The following is an 18,859-nucleotide window of genomic DNA, read 5'->3' on the forward strand; positions in this document are numbered from 1 at the left end:
GCACCTCCCCGCCCAACGGGCAAGCACGCACAATTCAATTCGGCAGAGCGGTCCGGTCGCCCGGAACCACAGCGCACGCTTCTCCCGCGAGCGCCGATCCGTTGTCTGCCGCCAATGACAGGAGGCTGCTTTGCGACCAGCATTCGCCGGTATCGATTTCGGCACTTCGAACTCCACGGTCGGCGTGGTCCGCAATGGGCAGCCCCACCTCGTCGCGCTTGAAGGCGGCCAGGTCACGCTGCCCAGCGCAGTGTTCTTCAATTTCGAGGACGGCCGCATCTGTTTTGGCCGCCAGGCCATCGCCAACTACACCGACAGCGTCGAGGGCCGGCTGATGCGCTCGCTGAAGAGCGTGCTGGGCAGCTCGCTGGCGCATGAGAAGACGCGCATAAAGGCGCGCTCGATCGGCTTCATGGAAATCATCGGCCTGTTCCTCGGGCATCTCAGGAAGAAGCTCGAAGAGGACGGCGGCGATCTGGTCGAGACCGTGGTGCTCGGCCGTCCGGTGCAGTTCGTCGATGACGACCCGCAAGCCGACGCGAACGCGCAGAACGACCTGGAAAAGGCGGCGCACGCCCAGGGCTTCAAGCACATTGCCTTCCAGTTCGAGCCGATTGCCGCGGCGCTCGATTATGAGCAGAGGGTGACGCGCGAGGAACTGGCGCTTATCATCGACATGGGCGGCGGCACGTCCGACTTTTCGGTCGTGCGCGTCTCACCGGAGCGCGCCCGATCCCTCGACCGAAAGGACGATATCCTGGCCAGCCGGGGTGTTCACATCGGCGGTACGGATTTCGACCGGCTGCTCAGCATCGCCCATGTCATGCCGCAGCTCGGCTATTTGACCCCGACCAAGGACGGCAAGCGCAATCTGCCGGCCAGCTACTTCATCGATCTCGCGACATGGCAGCGCATCAACCTGGTCTACACCGCCAAGGCGATGACGCATCTGCGCCAGATCCGCTACGAGGCCGCGCGCGCCGACCTTGTCGACCGCTTCATCCACATCGTCGAGCATCGTTACGGGCACGCGCTGGCGGCATTGGTCGAAAAAGCCAAGATCGAGCTTACCGACCAATCATCGGCCGAAGTCGCGGTGAGCCTATCGGACGTGGCGTTCGCCGCCGCGATCACGCGCGACGGGCTGGACGCCACCATCGCCAGGGACATCGAGCGGGTCACCGCAACGGTGGCTGACACCATCCGCGACGCCGGGGTCAAGCCGTCCGACATCACCGCGGTGTTCCTGACCGGCGGCTCGACCGCGATCCCGCTGGCAAGACGGGAAATCCTGTCGCTGGTGCCGCAGGCTTCCGTCATCGACGGCGACATGTTCGGTTCGGTCGGGCTTGGCCTGGCGCTGGACGCCCAGCGCAAGTTCGGCTGACCGGTCCGTTGATATTCAGGTGATGCCGGCCTGCAAATGGCCGTTTCCTGTGCTTCCGGTACTCGCGTACCCGAACGTACGCTCCGTTCCGGTTCTCGGAACCAACCATTTTCGGCACGGCCTGACCTGAATCTCAGCGAACCTCACCCGTGGTCTGCTGACGCGCCGAGATGCGCCTTGAGCGCCATCTGGGCCAGGCTTGCCTGGCGCTCGCGATGCGTGATCATGGCGAAGTCGCGCTTGGGTAATTCGATCGGCACGGAGCGCAGGCTGCCTTCGGCGACGGCGCGTCCGACGACGAGTTCCGAAATGATGGTGGCGCCGGCGCCCGCCTCGACCGCCTGGCGAACCGCCTCGTTGCTGGGCAGCACCAGGAACACCTGCAAATCGGCAAGCGAAATCCCCTCGCGCCGCGCCAGATCCTCCAGCACCTCGCGCGTGCCCGAACCGCCCTCGCGGATGATCCAGCGCAGGCCCTTGATGTCGGGACGGCCCGGTGCGGTTTCGACGATCTCGGGATGTGACGCGGCAACCACCAGCATCAGCCGGTCGGTGTCGACCTTGGCGCGACGCAATATGTCGGACTCGGTGCGCCCCTCGACCAGGCCGAGATCGGCGGTTCCATCCAGTACGCTGGCCTCGACCTGCCTTGTGTTGCCGATGCTGACGCTCAGCCGCACCGCGGGGTAGGCTTCGTGGAAGGACGCCAGCCGGCGCGGCAGCCAGTAGCTGGCGATGGTCAGGCTGGCGGCGATGGAGAGGCTGCCGGCGACCGTCTGCGAGACATGTTCCAGCACATTGCGCGCGGCAGCGGCCCGCTCCAGAACGGCCTTTGCCTCCGGCAGGAACCGGTGGCCGGTCTGGGCAAGCTCGATGTTGCGACCGACGCGGTTGAACAGATGGACGCCGTGCTGCTCTTCAAGCGCACGGATGGCGGCCGACGCGGCCGACTGTGAAATGCCCAGAAGCTCCGCCGCCTTGGTCATGTGGCCGCGCTCGGCGACGGCGACGAAAATGCGCAACTGATCCAGGGTCATAGGCCCATTAAGAACCAATATCGATCGAATTTACAAGAACAACTGATTAGACGGATCGATAGCTTCATTCTACATTTTCGCGCGAAGTTAGAAAAAATTCGCCAGCGGATGGCAGAGACTAAAATGATCGGGCGGTTCAAGTCCCTTCTCGCGCATTGGACCCGCGGCATCCGCAGACGGCTGGCCGGCGATCGCTACCACCCGGAAGAGCATTACATGCGCGGCCCCGGGCCGAAGACGCGAGCCAAAGCGGCCGGCCGCACGGGCACATCCGGATCATGACGCATCCACCGCCGCGCGGCGCGAATTCGGCACCATCGCAACGCCCGCTTGCCGACACGCGCGCACCCGATGAAGGCGACGGCGTCGACACCTCGCCAAGCGTTTCGGACAGCATCGCCAAGACCACCTGCTATATGTGCGCCTGCCGCTGCGGCATCGACGTGCACATCAAGGACGGCAAGGTCCGCTACATCAACGGCAACAAGGACCATCCGGTCAATCGCGGCGTGATCTGCGGCAAGGGCAGTTCCGGCATCATGCAGCACTACAGCCCGGCAAGGCTTAAGAAGCCGCTGCTGCGCAGCGGGCCGCGCGGCTCAGGCGAGTTCCGCGAGATCGAGTGGGAGGAGGCCTTTTCGATCGCAACCGAACGGCTCTCCGCCATCCGTCGCACTGATCAGAAAAAACTCGCCTTCTTCACCGGACGCGACCAGTCACAGTCGCTCACCGGCTGGTGGGCGAGCCAGTTCGGCACGCCGAACTTCGCCGCCCATGGCGGCTTCTGTTCGGTCAACATGGCGGCCGGCGGGCTCTATTCGATCGGCGGCTCGTTCTGGGAGTTCGGCGAGCCCGACTGGGACAACACACGATATTTCATGCTGTTCGGCGTCGCCGAGGACCATGATTCCAATCCGATCAAGATCGGCCTCGGCAAGCTCAAGGCGCGCGGCGCCAAGGTGGTGTCGATCAATCCGTGCCGCACCGGCTACAATGCGATTGCCGACGACTGGATCGGCATCCGGCCAGGCACTGACGGCCTGTTCGTGTTCGCGCTCATCCATGAACTGCTGAAAGCCGGCCGCGTCGATCTCGACTATCTGCTGCGCTACACCAACGCCCATGTCCTCGTCGTGCAGGAGCCCGGCGCTTCCGACGACGGGCTGTTCGTGCGGGACGCCGACGGCAATCCGCTGGCCTGGGACAGGGTGGCGAACACCTCCGTCCAGGCAGCCGACCCCGAAGCGAGGCCAGCGCTGACCGGCAGCTTCGAAGTCGGCGGCCGCCGTTGTACGCCGGTGTTCCAACTGATCGCCGACCGCTATCTTGATGACAGCTATGCACCGGATGCGGTGGCGGAGCGCTGCGGCATTCCAGCCGATACGATCCGCCGGATCGCCGCCGAACTTGCCCATGTCGCCTTCGAACAGACGATCGAACTGCCCATCGCATGGACCGACTGGGCCGGACGCCGGCACGAGACGATCAAGGGCCGGCCGATCTCGATGCATGCCATGCGCGGTATATCAGCCCATTCGAACGGTTTTCACACCTGTCGCGCCATCCACCTGCTGCAGGTGCTTCTGGGCACGGTGGATGTTCCCGGCGGCTTCCGCTTCAAGCCGCCCTATCCCCGATCGGCGCCGCCGGGGCCGAAGCCCGCCGGTAAGACCGTCAAGCCGATGACGCCGCTGGACGGCATGCCGCTCGGCTTCGTCTGCGGGCCTGACGACCTGCTGGTCGATGAAGACGGCACGCCGACCCGCATCGACAAGGCCTATTCATGGGACGCGCCGTTGGCCGCGCACGGCCTGATGCACACCGTCATCCGTAATGCCTGGGCCGGCGATCCCTACAAGATCGACACGCTGATGATGTACATGTCGAACATGGCCTGGAATTCCTCGATGAACACCGTCGAGACCATTGCCATGCTGACCGAACACGATGAGGCGGGCAACTACAGGATCCCCTTCATCATATATTCCGATGCCTACTATTCCGAGACGGTGCCGTTCGCCGACCTCGTGCTGCCCGACACCACCTATCTCGAGCGGCATGACTGCATCAGCCTGCTCGACCGGCCGATCAGCCATGCCGACGGGCCGGGCGACGCCATCCGCCATCCCGTCGTCGAGCCGGACCGCGACGTCAGGCCGTTCCAGTCGGTGCTGATCGAGCTCGGCGCGCGGCTCGGCCTGCCCGGCTTCGTCAATGACGACGGATCGGCCAGATATGCCGACTATGCCGACTACATCGTCAACCATGAGCGCATACCGGGCATCGGACCGCTGGCCGGCTGGCGCGGCAAGGACGGGACGTCGGTCGGCAAGGGCGAGGCCAATCCGGACCAGTTGCAGCGCTACATCGACAATGGCGGCTTCTGGCATCACGACTTCGCCGACGACCAGCGCTACTACAAGATGGCCAACCGCTCCTATCTCGATTTCGCGGTGCAGATGGGTTTCATCCCGAAGGCGGAGCCGATCATCTTCCAGCTCTATTCCGAGCCGTTGCAACGCTTTCGGCTTGCCGCGCGTGGCCATGGACGCGTGCTGCCGCCGGAGGCCGAGCGTCAGCGCATCGAGACTTATATGGACCCACTGCCGTTCTGGTACACGCCCTTCGAGGAAGCGGTGGTCGACCTCGAAAAATATCCGCTGCACGCGCTGACGCAGCGGCCGATGCACATGTATCATTCCTGGGGTTCGCAGAATGCGTGGCTGCGGCAGATCACCAGCCAGAACCGGCTGTTCGTGCATCACCGCACGGCCGCCGGCCTCGGTCTCGCCGACGACGACTGGGTGTGGATCGAAAGCATCAATGGCCGGGTGAAGGGGCAGATCAAGCTGGTCGACGGGGTGAACGAAAGCACGGTCTGGACCTGGAACGCGATCGGCAAGAGGCGCGGCAGTTGGGGGCTGAAGGACGATGCCGCCGAGAGCAATCGCGGCTTCCTGCTCAACCACATCATCGGCGACCAGACCTCGGCCGACGCGCAGGGCAAACGCTATTCAAACTCCGATCCGGTCACCGGCCAGGCGGCATGGTTCGACCTGCGCGTACGCATCGTCAAATGCGAGGCGGAGGAAGCCGGCTTCACCGAGCCGCAATTCGAGCGTTTCCACCAGCCGCCGCATTTCGGGCCCTCGCCCGACAAGCTGAGCTTCGGCGCCGAATTCCGTCGGGCAAGAGAGGCCGCGGAATGACCTGCCTGCCAAGCCAAAGCGGCAAGAAACTCGGTCTTGTCATCGACCTCGACACCTGCGTTGGCTGCCAGGCCTGTGTTACCGCCTGCAAGGAATGGAACACCGGCGGCCACATGGCGCCGCTGACCGACATCGACCCCTATGGCGGCCATGTCGACGGCGTCTGGTTCAACCGCGTGCACAGCTATGAGCACACCACCGAGCTGGGCGGGCGCACGGTCAACTTTCCGCGCTCCTGCCTGCATTGCGAAACACCGGCCTGCGTCACCGTCTGCCCGACCGGCGCCTCCTACAAGCGAGCCTCGGACGGCATCGTGCTGATAGACGAGGACAAATGCATCGGCTGCAAATTGTGCAGCTGGGCCTGCCCCTATGGCGCGCGCGAATTCGACACCGATGTCGGCGTGATGAAGAAATGCACGCTCTGCGTCGACCGCATCTACAACGACAATCTGGCCGAGGAAGACCGCGTGCCGGCCTGCGTCGCCGCCTGCCCGACCAGTGCCCGGCATTTCGGCGATCTCGGCGATCCGCTGTCCGCCGTCTCGCAGCTGGTGGCGGAGCGCGGCGGTGTCGACCTGATGCCGGAACTCGGCTATCAGCCGACCAACAAGTACCTGCCGCCGCGCGCCCATACGCAGCGCGCCGCATCGGTGCCCGCGAAGGCGCTGGAGCCGGTGCGGGCCGAAGGCGGATTCCTCGGCTGGGTCGACCGCATGCTTTCGAACTGACCATGCATCCAGCCTTTTCCGTCGTCTTCTTCACCACCGCCACCGGGGCCGGCTACGGCCTGCTGGCGCTGCTTGGCGCGCTCGGCGGGTTGCAGATCATCCCCGCCGACTTTTGGCTGGGCCTCGTCGGCCTGGGCCTGGCGCTCGGCCTGATCGCGGCGGGACTGTTGTCCTCGACCGGCCATCTCGGCAGGCCGGAGCGCGCCTGGCGGGCGTTCTCGCAATGGCGCAGTTCGTGGCTGTCGCGCGAAGGCGTGTCGTCGGTCGTCACCTTCATCCCGGCGGGACTCTTCGGCATCGGCTGGGTGTTCTTTGGCCGCACGGATAGCTGGGTGGCCATTGCCGGACTGCTGGCCGCCATTGGTGCGATCGTCACCGTCTGCACAACTGGGATGATCTATGCCTCGCTGAAGCCGATTGCCCAGTGGCACAGCCGCTATACTTTGCCCGGCTATCTCATCTTCTCGGCGATGAGCGGCGGCGTGCTTCTGAACGCGCTGCTGCAGGGTTTCGCGCGCGGCTCGACGATCCTGCTTGTGGCAGCGATATTGCTGACCTTGCTCGGCTGGGCCTGGAAGCTGGCGACCTGGCGCCACAACGATAGGCTTGAAATCCCCACCAACGCGAACACCGCCACCGGGCTCGCCGGCGGCACGGTGCGCTCGCTGGAATGGCCGCATACCGAGGAAAATTACCTGCTCAAGGAAATGGGTTTTCGCATCGCCCGCAAGCACAGCGCGAAGCTGCGGCGGATCACGCAGGCTCTCGCTTTCGCGGCGCCAATCGCCCTGCTCATCCTGGTCTTCGTGGCGCCATGGCCTTTGGCGATAGGAGCATCCGTGCTGGCGGCGATCGTGCAATTCGGCGGCATTCTGGTAGAGCGCTGGCTGTTCTTCTCCGAGGCGAAGCACACGGTCACGCTATATTACTGACGATAAGCACCTGAAATTACCTTCAGCCAAGTTTCTGGACGCCCGTACGATCCAATATTACGGTACGGGGCGAACTTAGTGCCCTAGCATGTTTCTGCTCTCACTGGTCGATCAAGGCGATGAACCTCACTGCTAAGTACCTTCCGACTTGTCTCGCACGAGCATTTTTCGTTGCCTGTATATTTATCTGCCAGCCTCAGGTTTTGATGGCGGGCGCGCTCGATGCCGAAGCTGCCTTTCAGGCGAAGAATTATACGGAAGCGTACAAAGAATGGATGGCTCTTGCGCAAAAGGGCGATGCTGCCGCGCAATTTAATGTCGGATTTCTGTATTCTAGCGGACTTGGTGTTCCATTGGATTATTCCAAGGCTGCCGAGTGGTGGGACAAGGCGGCGGATCAGAACATGGCAGTAGCTGAGTTGAAACTTGGACTTTTATATTCCTGGGGTAAGGGCGTTCAACTGGATGATACCAAAGCGGCGGAGCTATGGCGCAGGGCGGCGATGCAAGGTTTGTCAGAAGCTCAGCAATATCTTGGATATGTGTATTCCGTCGGGAAGGGAGTGCCCCAAAGTGGGGCGGACGCGACTCTTTGGTTAACCAGAGCAGCGGAGCAGGGTAACGTCGATGCGCAAATTAATCTCGGCGCCGCTTATCTGACCGGCGAAATTGTGGATAAAAACCCCAAGCTGGCCTTTCATTGGTACGAAAAGGCTGCGCAACTGAACAATGGCAAGGCCCAATTCAACGTGGGATTGATGTATCTCAAAGGCGTTGGAGTTGAGCAGAATGCAGACGTTGCGGTCCAATGGCTGAAACGCTCGGCAGCCCAGGGATACCGTGGCGCGGAAGAAGCTCTTGATCGCATCCAAGCTGCGCTTAAGAAGACTTGAGTTCCCACCCAAGACCCGGCGACAATCCTCAGCCCGGCCGCAGCATCGAGCGGGAGATGGCGAAGATGCGGTCGGCGCCAAGCATATAGGCCATCAGCGACTCCAGCCGGAACAGCCCGGTATAGGCGCGGTCGAGCACGTTGAGCGAACCGGTATAGGCGCCGAAGGCCGGCATGATCATGCGGCCACCATCGCCGGCAAAGCAGCGCCGCCGCACCGAACGGCCACGCTGGACGATGCGCGCGCAGGGATGAAGATGGCCCGCGATCTCGCCCTCGACGCGCACTTTCGATGGCTCATGCCGGAACAGCAGTGAGCCGATGGCGAGTTCCCGCACCGTTTCGCCGGGCAGATCCGCCGGCGCTTCCGGATCATGATTGCCGGCGACCCAGAACCAGTCGCGGCCCGCCATCAGCGCTTCCAGCCGCTCGCGAAAACTCGCATGCATGCGCTCGGCGCCGCCGCCATCGTGAAAGGAGTCGCCCAGGCTGATGACGATCGACGGCTGGTAGTCCGATATGACCGCCTGCAGCCTGAGCAAGGTCGCGCCGGTGTCATAAGGCGGGATCAGCGTGCCGCGCCTTGCCAGCGACGAGCCTTTTTCCAGATGCAGGTCGGAGACCGCCAAAAGCCTGAGTTCCGGGAAAAAGAGCACGCCGCGCGGATCGCAGACCGCGCGCTCGCCAGCGATGCCGATCATGTCGGCCTCGGCAACCAGCGATGCTCGTGTCAGCGAGAAATTCATTCCTCTACCATTCCCGGCCCCATGGCCTCCTCGACGAGTGTCGCCGCATCCATCAGCAGTGTTTCATCGGCTTCGCCATTCACCGGCATCTTGCCGATCTCGAGCATGATCGGCACGGCTAACGGCGAAATCTGCTCGAGATTCTTATGCATGATTCGACCCCGGACGCGCGAGAGCATGTCGGCAAGTCTGCTGACATCGAGCAGACCGGCCGCCGCATCGGCACGCGTCGCCTGCAGCAGGATATGGTCAGGCTCATGGCTGCGCAGCACGTCGTAGATCAGGTCGGTCGACACGGTGACCTGGCGGCCGCTTTTCTCCTGGCCCGGATGGCGTTTCTCGATCAGTCCCGAAATCAGCGCGCAATTGCGGAAGGTCCGCTTGAGAAGCCAGCTGTCGGCCAGCCAGGCTTCGAGGTCGTCGCCCAGCATGTCCTCGTCGAACAGCGCGCCGAGCGACGGCTTCCGGGCTTTGAACATCGCGCCCATATCGCCCAGCGACCATATGGCCAAGGCATAGTCGGTGGCGACAAAGCCGAGCGGCCTGGCGCCCGCTCTGTCGAGACGGCGGGTGAGCAGCATGCCCAGCGTCTGGTGCGCCAGCCTGCCTTCGAAGGGATAGGCGACCAGATAATAGCGGTTGCCGCGTGGAAAGGTCTCGATCAGCAGATCATCGCGCTTCGGCAATACCGATTTCTCGGCCTGGAATCGCAGCCAGTCAGCCACCTGCTCCGGCAGCTTCTTCCAGCGCTGCGGATCGTCCAGCATCATGCGAACCTGCTCGGCAAGGTAGGTCGAAAGCGGGAACTTGCCGCCGCCATAGTAGGGCACCTTGGCGTCGCTGCCGGGCGCATTCGACACGAAGCATTCATTCTCGCGAATGCCTTCGAAGCGCAGCACCTTGCCGGCGAACATGAAGGTGTCGCCATGGGTGAGCGTTTCGAGGAAGGCCTCCTCGATCTTGCCGAGAACGGCGCCGCCACGCGAAGCGGCGCCCTTGCTGCCAGCTTTGACGTAACGCACGTTGAGCGCCGGCACTTCGATGATGGTGCCGACATTCAGCCTGTATTGCTGGGCAATGCGCGGATTGGAGACGCGCCACAGTCCGTCCTTGTTCAAGCGGATGCGGGCGTAGCGCTCGTAATTCTTCAGAGCATAGCCGCCGGTGGCGACGAAATCGATGACGCGGTCGAAGGTCGGCCGATCGAGGCTGGCATAGGGTGCCGCCGTTCGCACTTCCTCGAATAGATCATCGGCGCGGAACGGTGCGCCGCAGGCACAGCCGAGCACATGTTGCGCCAGCACATCGAGGCCGCCATTGACCAGCGGCGGCGTGTCCTGCGCACCGAGATAGTTGGCGTCGAGCGCTGCCCGGCACTCCAGCACTTCGAAGCGATTGGCCGGGATAAGGATCGCCTTGGACGGCTCGTCCATGCGGTGATTGGCGCGGCCGATGCGCTGCGCCAGCCGGCTGGCGCCTTTCGGTGCGCCTACATGCACGACCAGGTCGACATCGCCCCAGTCAATGCCGAGGTCGAGCGTTGAGGTGGCGACGATGGCACGCAGAGCATTCTCACCCATCGCCTTTTCCACTCGGCGACGCTGACCGACATCCAGCGAGCCATGATGCAAGGCGATCGGCAAGGTGTCCTCGTTGACCCGCCACAATTCCTGGAACAACAGTTCCGCCTGGCTGCGGGTGTTGACGAACAGCAGGGTCGTCTTGTGGCGCTTGATCTCGCGATAGATCTCCGGCGTGGCGTAGCGCGCCGAATGTCCTGCCCAGGGGACGCGCTCCTCGGAATCGAGGATGGAAATATCAGGCTTCGCGCCGCCGGTGACGACGATCAATTCGGACATGTCGCCGGGTGGGTTCTGGCTGACCAGCCAGCGCCGTAACTCGTCCGGTTCAGCCACAGTCGCCGACAGGCCGATTGTCTGCAGGTCGGGCACAAAACTGCGCAGCCGCGCCAGGCCGAGCGCCAAGAGATGGCCGCGTTTCGACGTCACCAGCGAATGCAACTCGTCGAGCACGACATAGCGCAGATCCTCGAAGAAGCGTCTGGCATCGCCGGCCGCGATCAACAGGGCGAGCTGCTCCGGCGTGGTGAGCAGGATGTCGGGCGGCGCCAGCTTCTGTCGCTGGCGCTTATGGGAAGGCGTGTCGCCGGTGCGTGTCTCGATGCTGATCGGCAACCCGATCTCTTCGACCGGCTTGCCGAGATTGCGCTCGATGTCGACGGCCAGCGCCTTGAGCGGCGAGATGTAGAGCGTATGGATGCCGCGATGCGCCTGGCCGGGCTTGCGCCTCGGCCTCACCGCCAGTTCGGTCAGCGATGGCAGGAAACCGGCCAGAGTCTTGCCGGCCCCGGTCGGGGCGATCAGCAGCACCGATTGGCCGCTTTGAGCCTTCGCCAGCAATTCGATCTGATGGGCGCGCGGCGACCAGCCTTTCTCGCCGAACCATCTGATGAATGGTTCGGGCAGGGCCATGGTGGCATTCTGCTCGGCAAGGCGCGGCTCAACTGTCACGCGCCAGAGGTAGCGCGGTCACAGGCAATCGCCAAGGAGAATCGGAACAAAAGGGGATCGCAGCGTTCCCCGCCCCGTTTACGGGGAGAAGGAACAGGCTTACGGCCTGCGAAACCCCGTCGGGCCGCCATAGAGATAGCCGATGCGGGCGATCGCCTCTTTCAGCCCTTCGCGCGAGACCAGCATGGTGTGGCCATTGGCGTGGATCATGGTCTCGGCGTCGGTCATGACAGCGACATGGCCTTTCCAGAAGACGAGGTCGCCCCGGCGCAACCCGGCATAGTCCGGGCCAGGCTCAAGCGGTTCGCCGATGCTTGCCGCCTGCATGTCGGAATCGCGCAGCACGTTCTTGCCGACCATGCGCATTGCCAGTTGCACCAGGCCGGAACAGTCGATGCCGAAACCGGACGCGCCGCCCCAGAGATAGGGTGTGCCGAGAAACGTCTCGGCGACCGCGACATAGTCAGCGGCAATTTCGCCGATTGGCCTGAGATGGCCCGCGATGACAGCCTCGCCGGAGGGCAAGACCGCATAGTGCGTGCCGCGCGTCTCGGCGGTGCCCGTCACCGTCACTGTCGATCCCATCGACAGCTGTCCGGCGATCGGAAAGCGCAGGTCGGGGCCGGGATAGAGAAAGGTGCGGGGGACCGAAACGATATGGGTAGGCGCATTGTCGCGTCCGCTCAACTGCGTTGAGCCGACATAGCCGACATAGCCGTCGCGTTCGGCCTGGATCCAGGCCCAGCCCTCGGCATCCTCGAAAACCAGCACGTCGTCGCCGAACACGGCTTGTGTGTTGATGCCCGCATCCGGCCTAGGCGCCTTGCGGATGTCGGCCACCGCTGCCGAAATCCGCGCCGGCCGGCCGGTGACAAAACGCTCAGCAGTAACCTCACCTTTCAGCCTTGCGTCGGCAAGATCGGATCGGAAGGCGTGGAGGCGTGCATCGTGAGCAGTCAAATCGGCAACCCTGTCATATGGGCAAACGGTCAAATTGGCAGTTCGTGCGCCCTGGCGATGATACCATCGCCGAAGCGCTCGACAAAGAGCGCGCCCTCGACCGTGCGCTTTATCAGCACGTTGCGCTTGTCGAGTTCGTCGCGATGGCGCGACACCAGCTTCAGCGCGCCCATCGTGTCGAGCGCGCGGGTGATGACCGGCTTGGTGACGTTGAGGCGGGCGGCGAGCCCGCGCACCGTGTGCGGCGGCGGATCGAGATAGATGGTGAACAGGATCGCCGTCTGGCGCATGGTCAAGTCTGGCGCGTCGTCGCGCACCTGCGACAGCATGACTTGCTGCCACAGTCGCAAGGCCTGGCTCGGGCGCATCGCAATCGACATCGCGCCAGCATGACGGCAAATTGTTTCGGTTCCGTTTCAGTTTTAGCGATTTGCCGGCTGAGCCTGCCGTCAGCCAAAGCGTGTCGAGATGATCCGCTCAAGCGCGCGAATGCCTTGCGCCTCGCCGCCGGCGGGACCATGCGCACGATCGGCGGGGTTCCAGGCAAAGATGTCGAAATGCGCCCAGCTCGCCGTCTTCTCGACAAAACGCTTGAGGAACAGCGCCGCCGTGATCGATCCAGCAAAACCGTCCGTGGTGACATTGTTGATGTCAGCGATCTTCGACGACAGTTTCGCGTCGTAAGGCCGCCACAGCGGCATGCGCCACAGCGGATCCTCGACCGCCAGCGAGGCCGCCGCCAGATCCGAGGCCAGCGCTTCGTCGCTGGTATAGAAAGGCGGCAGATCGGGGCCAAGTGCGACACGTGCTGCCCCGGTCAGCGTCGCCATGTCGACCAGCAGCTGCGGTTCCTCGTCATCGGCCAGCGCCAGCGCGTCGCCGAGCACCAGCCTGCCTTCAGCATCCGTGTTGCCGATCTCGACCGTGATGCCCTTGCGGCTCGCCAGCACGTCACCCGGTCTGAAAGCATTGCCGGCAATCGAATTCTCGACGGCGGGGATCAGCACGCGCAGCCGCACATTCAGCCCGGCGGCCATGATCATCGAGGCCAGGCCAAGCACATTGGCCGCACCGCCCATGTCCTTCTTCATCAACAGCATGCCGGACGACGGCTTGATGTCGAGACCGCCAGTGTCGAAGCAGACGCCCTTGCCGACCAGCGTCACCTTCGGCGCGCCCTCTTGCCCCCAGACCATGTCGATCAGGCGCGGCGCGCCCGACGAGGCGCGGCCGACGGCGTGGATCATCGGGAAGTTCCGCGTCAGCAACTCGTCGCCCTTGATGACGGAGACGTCGGCCTTGTGAGTCGCGGCCAGGGTGCGCACCGCCTTCTCCAGATCATCCGGCCCCATGTCGCTGGTCGGCGTGTTGACCAGGTCACGGGCCAGGAAGACGCCATCGGCGATGCGGCGAACGCGCACCGCGTCGACACCGGCCGGCACGTGGAAACGCAGCGCCTTGCCCGGCTTCTTGCCGTAACGGGCAAAGACATAACCGCCGAGCGCCAGCGCGATTACCGCGAGTTCCGGCTCGGCCGGCGCCGAGGCGAAATGCCAGTCGCCTTCCGGCAGGGTTTTCGACAGCCCGCCGAGCGCCAGCGCGCCTTCGCCATCGCCGATGCCGAACAGCGCGCCGGCAAGCGCGCCGTTTTCGCCGGGCAGGGCGAGCGTCCTGCCTGCCTCGCCGGAAAAGCCGTTTACTCTGGCCCAGCTGACAACAGATGGCGCAAGGCCCGCGGCCTCCAGACCGTCTCGGGCCACCAGATGCACCGGCAGCGCACCTTGCAATTTCGTCTCGACGAGTTCGACAGGCATTCGATGTTCTCCTGCCGACCCGAGCCCCGAGTCGGCGTTTCTTAACTCTCCGTTAGGGTTAACAGAATATTTCTGCGGGAGGGAAGATGGCCACGCAATGGCCGCGCGCATGAATGGAGGCTAGGTGCCGATGCCGACCAACCGCACAGTGAATGCCAGGGGAAAACGGCTAGTCACCACGGCCCTCATGCTGGCGCTCGCGGCGGGGGTCGCCGGGTGCGGAACCAGCAGGATGACCACCGGCTCTATCGGCCGCAGCGGCGGCAAGCCGCTGGAGACCATGTCGGCGGGAGAAGTCCACAATGCCACGGCCGCCCTTGGGCAGTCCTACTCCAAGAATCCCAACGACAAGCGAATTGCAACCAACTTCGCGGCCGCGCTGCAGATGGACGGCGATGCCGACCAGTCGCTTGCCGTGATGCGCAAACTGGCGATCGCCTATCCCAAGGATCGCGACGTGCTGGCCGCCTATGGCAAGGCGCTGGCCGCCAATGGCCAGTTCGACGCAGCGCTCGACGCCGTGCGCCGCGCACAGACACCGGAATATCCGGACTGGAGGCTGGTGTCGGCGGAAGCGGCCATCCTTGACCAGCTCGGCCAGAAGGACGATGCACGCCAGCTTTACCGCAAGGCCCTCGAACTGAAGCCGAACGAGCCCTCGGTTCTCTCCAATCTCGGCATGTCCTATGTGCTGGAAGGGGATCTGCGCACTGCGGAAACCTACATGCGTTCGGCCGCCCAGCAGCCCAACGCCGACAGCCGTGTACGCCAGAACCTGGCATTGGTCGTCGGCCTTCAGGGCCGCTTCGACGAAGCCGAAAAGATCGCCTCGCAGGAGCTCTCGCCCGAGCAGGCGCAGGCCAATGTCGCCTATCTCAGGCAGATGCTGGCGCAGCAGAATGCCTGGAGACAGCTCAAGGATCAGGACAAGTCGAAGACGGCAACCAACTGAGGCGGCGAGCTACAAAGGCCCCGATTGAACGAAAAGCCGCGCTGAATTCAGCGCGGCTTTTCGTTCAGGTTGGCGTGCCTCGCTGCTACTTGGCCGATGACGATCCCGAATGATCGCCGAAGATGCCGCGCTGGCTGACCTGGATGCCGGCAGGACCCAGGATGATGGCGAAAAGCACCGGCAGGAAGAACAGGATCATCGGCACGGTGAGCTTGGGGGGCAAGGCGGCCGCCTTCTTCTCGGCGGCGTTCATGCGCATGTCGCGGCTTTCGGCGGCAAGCACGCGCAACGCATGCGCCACCGGTGTGCCGTAGCGTTCGGCCTGGACGAGCGCCTGCGACACTGATTTGACCGATTCCAGACCGGTACGGTTCGCAAGATTCTCATAGGCCTGCTTGCGTTCCTGCAGATAGGAGAGCTCGGCGTTGGTCAGGATGAATTCTTCCGCCAGAGCCACAGACTGCGCGCCGATCTCGTCGGCGACCTTGCGCAGCGCGGCTTCGACCGACATGCCCGACTCAACGCAGATCAGCATCAGGTCCAGCGCATCCGGCCACGCCATCTGGATCGACTGCTTGCGCTTGGTGGCGCGATTGTTGACATAGAGAACCGGTGCGTAGAAGCCGCCATAGGCGACGAGGATGCAGACGAACATCCGGATGACCAGGGGTTTGTCGGGCAATCCTCCGAGCACGAATATGTAGACCAGACCCAGCGCGAAGCCGACAAAAGGCAGCACGAGGCGGAAGAAGAGAAACCGCGTCAGCGGGTTCTGTCCGCGAAAGCCGGCCACCTTGAGCTTCTGCAAGGTGCTCTCGTCGGCCAATGCGCGCCGCAGGTCGAGTCTATCGACGATGTTGCGCATGCCGACCGACTGTTGCTCGCGCAGGCCCTTGCGGCGGCGATCAGCCTCGGTCGCAAGCCGTGCGCGCTGCTTGGCGCGAAGCTCGTCGCGTTCCAGCGCGACCGACTTCATGCGCGACTTGAGCTGGTTTCCGCCGAATGCCGGCAGCAATGTAAAGACCGTCGCGAACACGGCGATGCCGACCAGCAGCGCTATCAGCAGGCTGGGGTCCGTCAGAGATTTGATGACTTGTTCGGTCATGCCGCGGCCCTAGACTTCGAAGTTCATCATCTTGCGCATGACCAGGATGCCGATCGACATCCAGACAGCGGCACAACCCAGTATCAGATTGCCGACGCTGGTGGTGAACAGCGGCATCAGATAGTCGGGACTGGAAAGATAGACGAGAAAGGCAACGATGAAGGGCAGTGCGCCGATGATGGCGGCGGACGCCTTCGCCTCCATGGACAGCGCCTGCACCTTGGCCTTCATCTTCTTGCGATCACGAAGCACGCGTGAAAGGTTGCCCAGCGCCTCGGAAAGATTGCCGCCGGCCTGCGACTGGATCTGGATGACGATGCCGAAGAAACTCGCCTCGGTGCATGGCATGGTTTCGGGCATACGCAAGGCGGCATCGGGGATCGACAGGCCCATCTGCTGCGAATCGACGATGCGGCGAAACTCCATCTTCACCGGCTCGGGGGATTCGTTGGCGATCAGGCGCACGGCGTCGTTCAGCGGCAGGCCGGACTTGACCGCGCGCACGATGATGTCGAGCGCGTTTGGAAATTCGTTGAGGAACGCCTTGACCCGGCGCGTGCGGCGAAACGATACGAACCAGCGCGGCAGGCCGAGCGCGCCGGCCAACAGCACGCCTGGCAAGACAAGCATCGGCGCGCCGGCCACGAATGCGACCACCGTCAGGGCGAGACCGCATATGGCGGAATAGATGTAGAAACGCTCGATCGAGACCTTCATCCCGGCCTGCCGAAGTTGCGCCTTCAGCGGCGGCTTCTTGACCGCGCTGTCCTTGGTCTTCTGCTTCTCATCGAGTTCCTTCAGCGAATCCTGCACGGATTTCCGGCGTTTGGCCGCATCCGTCGCGCGGTCGCGGGTGGCCTTGACGATGGACCGGTCCGTCTCGGCGGCCTTGATCGTTTCCAGCCGCTTGCCAGCCTGTCTCTCATTGCTGATCTGGTTGAACAGGAATGCATAGGCGACCGCGCCGGCGCTGAAGCCGGCGAGTACGACAAACGCCAATACGGTGCCGTCAATTCCAAACATCGACCAGAACCCTCAACGCCGCGTCAGTCAGCGCGTTTCTCCATTGCCTCTAGCGCAACGGCGAGGCGCTGCTCCTCGCCGTAGTAGCGAGCCCGGTCCCAGAAATGCGGGCGGCCGATGCCGGTCGAGACATGCTCGCCCAGCAGCCTGCCGTTGGCGTCCTCGCCCTTGATGTTGTAGAGGACGATGTCCTGCGTGATGATGACGTCGCCTTCCATCCCGATCACCTCGGTGATGTGGGTGATGCGACGCGATCCGTCGCGCAGACGCGCCGCCTGGATGATCACGTCGATGGAACCGACGACGATTTCACGCACGGTTTTCTGCGGCAGCGAATAGCCGCCCATGGCGATCATGGATTCGATACGGTTCAGGCATTCGCGCGGGCTATTCGAGTGGATCGTTCCCATCGAGCCGTCATGGCCGGTGTTCATCGCTTGCAGAAGGTCGAACACTTCGGGTCCGCGCACTTCGCCGACGATGATGCGCTCGGGCCGCATGCGCAGGCAGTTCTTGACCAGGTCGCGCATCGTCACCTCGCCTTCGCCTTCAAGGTTGGGCGGACGGGTTTCCAGGCGCACGACATGCGGCTGCTGCAGTTGCAGTTCGGCCGAGTCCTCGCAGGTGATGACGCGCTCGTCGCGGTCGATGTAGTTGGTCAGGCAGTTGAGCAATGTCGTCTTGCCCGAGCCGGTGCCGCCCGAGATGACGATGTTGCAGCGAACGCGACCGATGATCTTGAGGACTTCGGCGCCCTGCGGCGAGATGGCGCCGAACCTGACCAGCTGGTCGAGCGTCAGCTTGTCCTTCTTGAATTTGCGGATGGTGAGTGCGGTGCCGTCGATGGCGAGCGGCGGCGCGATGACGTTGACGCGGGAGCCGTCGGGCAGGCGGGCGTCGCAGATCGGGCTGGATTCATCGACGCGGCGACCGACCTGACTGACAATGCGCTGGCAGATGTTGAGAAGCTGCTGATTGTCACGAAAGCGAATGCCGGTCTGCTCGACCTTGCCGTTGACTTCGATGTAGACGTTCTTGGAACCGTTGACCATGATGTCGGCGATGTCGTCGCGGGCGAGCAACGGCTCGAGCGGCCCATAACCAAGCACGTCGTTGCAGATGTCCTCGAGCAGTTCCTCCTGCTCGGCGATCGACATCGCGAAGTTCTTGATCGCGATGATGTCGTTGACGATGTCGCGGATTTCCTCGCGCGCGGTCTCCGGGTCGAGCTTGGCGAGCTGCGACAGGTCGATCGTGTCGATGAGCGCCGAGAAAACCTGGCTCTTGGTGTCGTAGTAAGTTTCGCTTTTTTCGCGCTGGGGCCGCTTGGCCTCCGGCGCGATGGGCGGCGCCTCGACGGCGCGGCGAGCCGGCGGCGCCACAGGTGCGCTTGGCTGCAGCGGTGCCGCGGGCCGGGCCAGAACCGCCGTATCCGCCGAACCCGCCGGCGGCGGCGCGGCCGGCGCCGGTGCTGGCTGGCGGAATTCCGGCGTAAACCGGTTGCCGTCGTCGTTGCCTCTTTTACCGAACATGATCGACT

Annotated in this window: 15 protein-coding genes; 6 read left to right on the forward strand and 9 right to left on the reverse strand. The window is 63.6% G+C overall.

What is annotated here, in order from left to right; genetic code table 11:
- Nucleotides 1-130: 130 nt before the first annotated feature.
- The gene (locus JG746_RS33990) at nt 131-1,387 is read left to right on the forward strand and encodes an Hsp70 family protein (RefSeq protein ID WP_202356292.1); all 1,257 of its coding nucleotides are present in this window, start codon (nt 131-133) and stop codon (nt 1,385-1,387) included.
- A 143-nt stretch (nt 1,388-1,530) separates the two neighbouring features.
- On the opposite strand, the gene JG746_RS33995 is transcribed toward JG746_RS33990, so the two are convergent.
- Nucleotides 1,531-2,424 (reverse strand): LysR family transcriptional regulator, encoded by an 894-nt coding sequence (locus JG746_RS33995; protein ID WP_202356293.1) that lies wholly within the window; start codon nt 2,422-2,424, stop codon nt 1,531-1,533.
- Between the two features lie 278 nt (nt 2,425-2,702).
- Between JG746_RS33995 and JG746_RS34000 the strand changes: the two genes are divergently transcribed.
- From JG746_RS34000 to JG746_RS34015, 4 genes are all read left to right on the forward strand, one after another.
- Nucleotides 2,703-5,633, forward strand: coding sequence for a molybdopterin oxidoreductase family protein (locus JG746_RS34000; RefSeq protein WP_202356294.1), 2,931 nt, complete (start codon nt 2,703-2,705; stop codon nt 5,631-5,633).
- Nucleotides 5,630-6,364, forward strand: a complete 735-nt coding sequence (locus JG746_RS34005) for a 4Fe-4S dicluster domain-containing protein (RefSeq protein WP_202356295.1) — start codon at nt 5,630-5,632, stop codon at nt 6,362-6,364. Before JG746_RS34000 ends, JG746_RS34005 begins: the two co-directional genes overlap by 4 nt.
- A gap of 2 nt (nt 6,365-6,366) precedes the next feature.
- Complete coding sequence (locus JG746_RS34010) at nt 6,367-7,296, forward strand: dimethyl sulfoxide reductase anchor subunit family protein (protein WP_202356296.1); 930 nt, start codon at nt 6,367-6,369, stop codon at nt 7,294-7,296.
- 119 nt (nt 7,297-7,415) lie between these two features.
- Nucleotides 7,416-8,189: a tetratricopeptide repeat protein gene (locus tag JG746_RS34015; protein WP_202356297.1), complete on the forward strand. Its 774-nt coding sequence runs from the start codon at nt 7,416-7,418 to the stop codon at nt 8,187-8,189.
- A 28-nt stretch (nt 8,190-8,217) separates the two neighbouring features.
- Here JG746_RS34015 and pdeM read toward each other — a convergent pair whose 3' ends face one another.
- The 5 genes from pdeM to JG746_RS34040 all read right to left on the reverse strand — a co-directional run bounded on the left by pdeM (nt 8,218) and on the right by JG746_RS34040 (nt 14,239).
- Complete coding sequence (pdeM, locus tag JG746_RS34020; protein ID WP_202356298.1) at nt 8,218-8,934, reverse strand: ligase-associated DNA damage response endonuclease PdeM; 717 nt, start codon at nt 8,932-8,934, stop codon at nt 8,218-8,220.
- Nucleotides 8,931-11,465 (reverse strand): ligase-associated DNA damage response DEXH box helicase, encoded by a 2,535-nt coding sequence (locus JG746_RS34025; protein WP_202356299.1) that lies wholly within the window; start codon nt 11,463-11,465, stop codon nt 8,931-8,933. The genes pdeM and JG746_RS34025 overlap by 4 nt, the downstream gene beginning before the upstream one ends.
- Before the next feature lie 99 nt (nt 11,466-11,564).
- Nucleotides 11,565-12,425 (reverse strand): C40 family peptidase, encoded by an 861-nt coding sequence (locus JG746_RS34030; RefSeq protein ID WP_202356300.1) that lies wholly within the window; start codon nt 12,423-12,425, stop codon nt 11,565-11,567.
- Nucleotides 12,426-12,454: 29 nt separating this feature from the next.
- Nucleotides 12,455-12,805: a MarR family winged helix-turn-helix transcriptional regulator gene (locus tag JG746_RS34035; RefSeq protein WP_010913361.1), complete on the reverse strand. Its 351-nt coding sequence runs from the start codon at nt 12,803-12,805 to the stop codon at nt 12,455-12,457.
- Nucleotides 12,806-12,874: 69 nt separating this feature from the next.
- A complete protein-coding gene (locus JG746_RS34040) occupies nt 12,875-14,239 on the reverse strand; it encodes a leucyl aminopeptidase family protein (protein WP_202356301.1) in 1,365 nt (454 codons plus the stop codon).
- Between the two features lie 130 nt (nt 14,240-14,369).
- Between JG746_RS34040 and JG746_RS34045 the strand changes: the two genes are divergently transcribed.
- Nucleotides 14,370-15,191, forward strand: a complete 822-nt coding sequence (locus tag JG746_RS34045) for a tetratricopeptide repeat protein (RefSeq protein ID WP_202356302.1) — start codon at nt 14,370-14,372, stop codon at nt 15,189-15,191.
- Nucleotides 15,192-15,276: 85 nt separating this feature from the next.
- On the opposite strand, the gene JG746_RS34050 is transcribed toward JG746_RS34045, so the two are convergent.
- From JG746_RS34050 to JG746_RS34060, 3 genes are read right to left on the reverse strand one after another with little or no spacing between them, the layout of a single operon-like run.
- Nucleotides 15,277-16,296, reverse strand: coding sequence for a type II secretion system F family protein (locus JG746_RS34050; protein ID WP_202356303.1), 1,020 nt, complete (start codon nt 16,294-16,296; stop codon nt 15,277-15,279).
- Between the two features lie 9 nt (nt 16,297-16,305).
- On the reverse strand, nt 16,306-17,319 hold the full coding sequence (locus JG746_RS34055; RefSeq protein WP_202356304.1) for a type II secretion system F family protein: 1,014 nt from the start codon (nt 17,317-17,319) through the stop codon (nt 16,306-16,308).
- 23 nt (nt 17,320-17,342) lie between these two features.
- The gene (locus JG746_RS34060; protein WP_202356305.1) at nt 17,343-18,851 is read right to left on the reverse strand and encodes a CpaF family protein; all 1,509 of its coding nucleotides are present in this window, start codon (nt 18,849-18,851) and stop codon (nt 17,343-17,345) included.
- Nucleotides 18,852-18,859: the final 8 nt, after the last annotated feature.

Origin of the sequence: Mesorhizobium sp. 113-3-3, assembly GCF_016756495.1 — a bacterium.
Taxonomy (GTDB): Bacteria; Pseudomonadota; Alphaproteobacteria; order Rhizobiales; family Rhizobiaceae; genus Mesorhizobium.

Bases quoted from the DNA above. Each gene is read 5' to 3' on its own strand.
- JG746_RS34010 (WP_202356296.1), top strand. From the start codon at position 6,367: ATGCATCCAGCCTTTTCCGTCGTCTTCTTCACCACCGCCACCGGGGCC.
- JG746_RS34035 (WP_010913361.1), bottom strand. From the start codon at position 12,805: ATGTCGATTGCGATGCGCCCGAGCCAGGCCTTGCGACTGTGGCAGCAA.
- pdeM (WP_202356298.1), bottom strand. From the start codon at position 8,934: ATGAATTTCTCGCTGACACGAGCATCGCTGGTTGCCGAGGCCGACATG.
- JG746_RS34055 (WP_202356304.1), bottom strand. From the start codon at position 17,319: ATGTTTGGAATTGACGGCACCGTATTGGCGTTTGTCGTACTCGCCGGC.
- JG746_RS33995 (WP_202356293.1), bottom strand. From the start codon at position 2,424: ATGACCCTGGATCAGTTGCGCATTTTCGTCGCCGTCGCCGAGCGCGGC.
- JG746_RS34000 (WP_202356294.1), top strand. From the start codon at position 2,703: ATGACGCATCCACCGCCGCGCGGCGCGAATTCGGCACCATCGCAACGC.
- JG746_RS34060 (WP_202356305.1), bottom strand. From the start codon at position 18,851: ATGTTCGGTAAAAGAGGCAACGACGACGGCAACCGGTTTACGCCGGAA.
- JG746_RS34050 (WP_202356303.1), bottom strand. From the start codon at position 16,296: ATGACCGAACAAGTCATCAAATCTCTGACGGACCCCAGCCTGCTGATA.
- JG746_RS34015 (WP_202356297.1), top strand. From the start codon at position 7,416: ATGAACCTCACTGCTAAGTACCTTCCGACTTGTCTCGCACGAGCATTT.
- JG746_RS34045 (WP_202356302.1), top strand. From the start codon at position 14,370: ATGCCGACCAACCGCACAGTGAATGCCAGGGGAAAACGGCTAGTCACC.
- JG746_RS34040 (WP_202356301.1), bottom strand. From the start codon at position 14,239: ATGCCTGTCGAACTCGTCGAGACGAAATTGCAAGGTGCGCTGCCGGTG.
- JG746_RS34005 (WP_202356295.1), top strand. From the start codon at position 5,630: ATGACCTGCCTGCCAAGCCAAAGCGGCAAGAAACTCGGTCTTGTCATC.